This is a genomic window from Sutterella sp., from assembly GCF_052272535.1.
GTDB lineage: Bacteria > Pseudomonadota > Gammaproteobacteria > Burkholderiales > Burkholderiaceae_F > Sutterella.
The window spans coordinates 1-3,884 of sequence record NZ_DAVZJY010000215.1 but is presented as its reverse complement, the minus strand read 5'-3'; the positions used below and the strand labels follow the sequence as shown (position 1 = coordinate 3,884).

1 protein-coding gene is annotated in these 3,884 nt (G+C 67.4%); it reads left to right on the top strand.

All coding sequences use genetic code 11. The features are described 5' to 3' along the window. Positions 1 to 237: 237 nt before the first annotated feature. Positions 238 to 3,884 (top strand): pyruvate carboxylase (locus ACT6Y9_RS09310; protein WP_443744323.1); only part of this gene is annotated, 3,647 nt, incomplete at its 3' end.

The window sequence follows — 3,884 nt, the reverse complement described above, 5'->3', positions numbered from 1 at the left end:
GAGAGCTCGTCCTTCAGGCGGGCGCCAGAACGTTTTCACTGATCCGCGGGAGCATTGCGCGCGCGGACCGCGGAGGCGGCCTGAGAAAGAGAGAGCGAAAAGCCCCCGTCCCAGACCTCCTCCACAACATCATCACCCGCCGTCCCCGGCGGCTCCCCTCGGAAGGAGACGCCGCACCGCAGGGCGGGGGGCTTTAGCAGAAGAAAAACCACACCCTTTGAAAGAGGAACATTCACGATGCAGCAGCGCACGTTTGAAGAGGTCCGCGAGAGTCTGCGCGGCAAGGTGATCCTTGTCGCCAACCGCGGCATTCCGGCACGCCGAATAGCCCGCTCGATCCGGGAGCGCTTCGAGGCGGTGGCCGCCGTCACGGCGACCGACATCGACAAGGCCGAGCCCGCGGCCGCCTCCGCGCAGGAGCTTCTCCTTCTCGGCGCCGACCCGCGCGCCTACCTCGACCTCCCGAAGATCATCCGCCTCGCGCGCGAGCGCGGCTGCGTGGCGATCCATCCGGGCTGGGGCTTTGCGAGCGAGGACGACCACTTCCCCGAACTTTGCGAAGAGGCCGGCATCACCTTCATCGGGTCGTCGGCCAAGGCGATGCACCTTCTCGACAACAAGGTCGAGGCGCGCCGCGTCGCCCGCTCGCTCGGCATTCCCGTGGTGCCCGGGTCCGACGAATCCGTGGACGTGCCCGAAGCGCGGCGCCTCGCCCGTGAGATCGGACTCCCAATCATGCTCAAGGCCGAAGGCGGCGGCGGCGGCCGCGGGATCTTCCTGGTCACCTCCGAAGACGAACTCGAGGACGCCTTTGAGAAGGCCTCCGCGATGGCGCAGGCCTCCTTCGGGAACCCGCGGCTCTTCGTCGAGAAGTACCTCCCGAAGGTGCACCACATCGAAATCCAGGTGATCGCCGACCACTGGGGAAACGTCTTCGCCTTCGACGAACGCGACTGCACGGTGCAGCGCAACAACCAGAAGCTCCTCGAGACGACGCCCTCGCCCTGGCGGGGCATGACGCCGGAGCTCCGCACGCGCCTGAAGAGCTACGCCAAGAAGCTCGTCCTCGCCGTCAACTACCATTCGGTCGCGACGGTCGAATTCCTCGTCACCGACGAGGGCACGCCCTACATGATCGAGGTGAACACGCGCCTGCAGGTCGAGCACGGCATCACCGAGAGCCGCTACGGCGTGGACCTCGTCGAGGAGCAGATCGCGATCGCCTTCGGCTCGACTCTGCGCTTCACCGAAGAGACCGTGAAGCCCGCCTTCCATGCGCTGCAGGTCCGCGTCAATCTCGAGGACCCGCAGGACGGCTTCACGCCGAATTCCGGGCTCATCACGCGCTACGTGTCGCCGGGCGGCCCGGGCGTGCGCCTCGACTCGAACCTCTCTGCGGGCTACGCCTTCCCGCCCAACTACGACTCCGCCGGCGCGCTTCTCATCACCTACGCCCGCGACTGGCAGAAGACCCTCGGCGTCATGACCCGTGCGCTGCAGGAGTACGTGATCGGCGGCCCCAAGACCACGATTCCCTTTCTGCGCCGCGTGATCGGCCATCCGCTCTTCCAGGCGGGCGAGGTGACGACCACGTTCGTGAAGGACCACCCGGAGCTCCTGCGCTACACGGACCTCGCGCCCGAGAGCGAGCGCTTGGCGAAGTTGGTCGCCGAGATCTCCGCGCGGGGCTTCAACCCGTACGTCTCCTTGGGCGCCTACCGCTCACGCACGACCCCGAAGCTCGGGCGCCTCGCGCCGGTGCTCCCGGAGCTCTCCGAAGCGGTGCGCCGGTCGCCTTCGCCCTATCCGCAGGACGGACGCGCGTCGGTGCTCTCCTTCATCCGCGACACGGGCCGCGTGCACTTCACCGACACGACCTGCCGCGACATGACGCAGTCGAACCACGGCAACCGGCTGCGCCTCGCCGAGGACAGGCTGATCGGCCCCTACCTCGACAACGTCGGGCTTTTTTCGATTGAAAACGGCGGCGGCGCGCACTTCCACGTCGCGATGCTCGCCAACATGACCTACCCCTGGAGCGAGGCGCGCGAATGGAACGCCTTTGCGCCGAAGACCCTGAAGCAGCTCCTCGTGCGTTCCACGAACGTCCTCGGCTATTCGCCGCAGCCCAAGAACCTCATGCGGCTCACGGGCGAGAAGATCTGCGAGCACTACGACGTCGTGCGGTGCTTCGACTTTCTGAACGAAGCCGAGAACATGGAGCCCTTGGCCGAGGTCGTGCTCTCGCACCCCGGGAAGATCTTCGAGCCGGCGATCGCGCTCTCGCGCGCCCCGTGGTTCGACGTCGGGTACTGCATGGACGCGGCCGAGTCGATTCTGCGCATGACCGCGCGCGTCACGGGCCTCACCGAACGCGAAGCGTCGAAGAACATCATCCTCGGCCTCAAGGACATGGCGGGCGTGTGCTCGCCCGCCTTCATGACGGCGCTCGTGCGCTCGCTCAAGGCCCGCTGGCCCGACCTCGTCCTCCACTACCACCGCCACGCCACGGACGGGCTCTTCCTGCCCGCCTGCGCCGCGGCCGCGCAGGCCGGCTGCGAAATCCTCGACGCGGGGTTGGGCGCGACGGTGCGCAGCTACGGCCAGGGCGACCTCCTTTCGCTCGCCGCCTACCTCGAGGACGAGCTCGGCATGAAGCCCCTCGTCAACCGCGAGGCGGTCTCGAAGGCGAACTTCGTCGCGAAGCAGTTGATGCCCTACTTCGACCGCTACTGCTCGCCCTACTTCCAGGGCGTGGACTACGAAGTGACGCGCTACCAGATGCCGGGCGGCGCCACCTCGTCCTCCCAGGAGGGCGCGGTGAAGCAGGGCTATATCCAACTCCTGCCCTTCATGCTCGAATTCCTCGAGTGCACGCGCCGCATCGTGCGCTACCACGACGTGACGCCCGGTTCGCAGATCACCTGGAACACGGCCTTCCTCGCCGTGACCGGCGCCTTCAAGCGGGGCGGCATGCCCGCGGTGGAGCGGCTGCTCGCCGCCGTCCGCTCGGCGGGCGTGAAGAAGTCCGGCCTCACCGAAGCCGAGAAGGCCGAGCGGCTCACGATCTATCAGGACTGCAACGAAGCCTTCCGGAACCTTCTTCTCGGGAAGTTCGGGCGCCTGCCGCTCGGATTCCCCGACGACTGGGTCTACGAATCCGCCTTCGGGCCGAAGTGGCGCGAGGCGCTCGCCTCCCGCGTCGAAGCGTCGCCCCTCGTGTCCCTCCTGCCCGCGCCGATCGAAGCGGAGAAGCGCGCACTCGAACGCACGATCGGGCGCGACGCCACGGACGAAGAGCTCGTGATGTACCTCAACCACCCGGCCGACGCCCTCAAGACGATCGACTTCCGCGGGAAGTTCGGCGACCCGAACAACCTCCCGCTCGACGTGTGGTTCGAGGGCCTTTCGGCCGGTCAGTCCCTCAACTTCTCGAGCACCGACGGCAAGCCCCACCAGATGCGGCTTCTTTCGATCGACCCGATGACGGACGAGGGCGTCTCAACCGTGCGCTACGTTTTGGACAGCGAGATCCTCACGACCGACGTGAAGTTGGGGAGCGGATCGGCGAAGAAGTCGGGCGTCGTGCGCGCCGACCCGAACGTCCCGGGTGAGGTCGCAAGCCCCCGGCGCGCGGACCTCTGGATCGTGCACGTGGCGCCCGGCGACATCGTCAAGAAGGGCCAGGAGCTCTTCAACGTCTCGATCATGAAGCAGGAGAAGGCCGTCTGCGCGCCGATCGACGGCGTCGTGAAGCGCGTCCTGAAGACGGCGGACTTTGCGCAGACGCGCCGCATGGTGCCCGTTGAGGAGGGTGAGCTCATCGTGGAGCTCGGCCCCGTGCCAAAACGGTGCCCGGCCTGCGGCCGGCCCGCGGGCTCGAA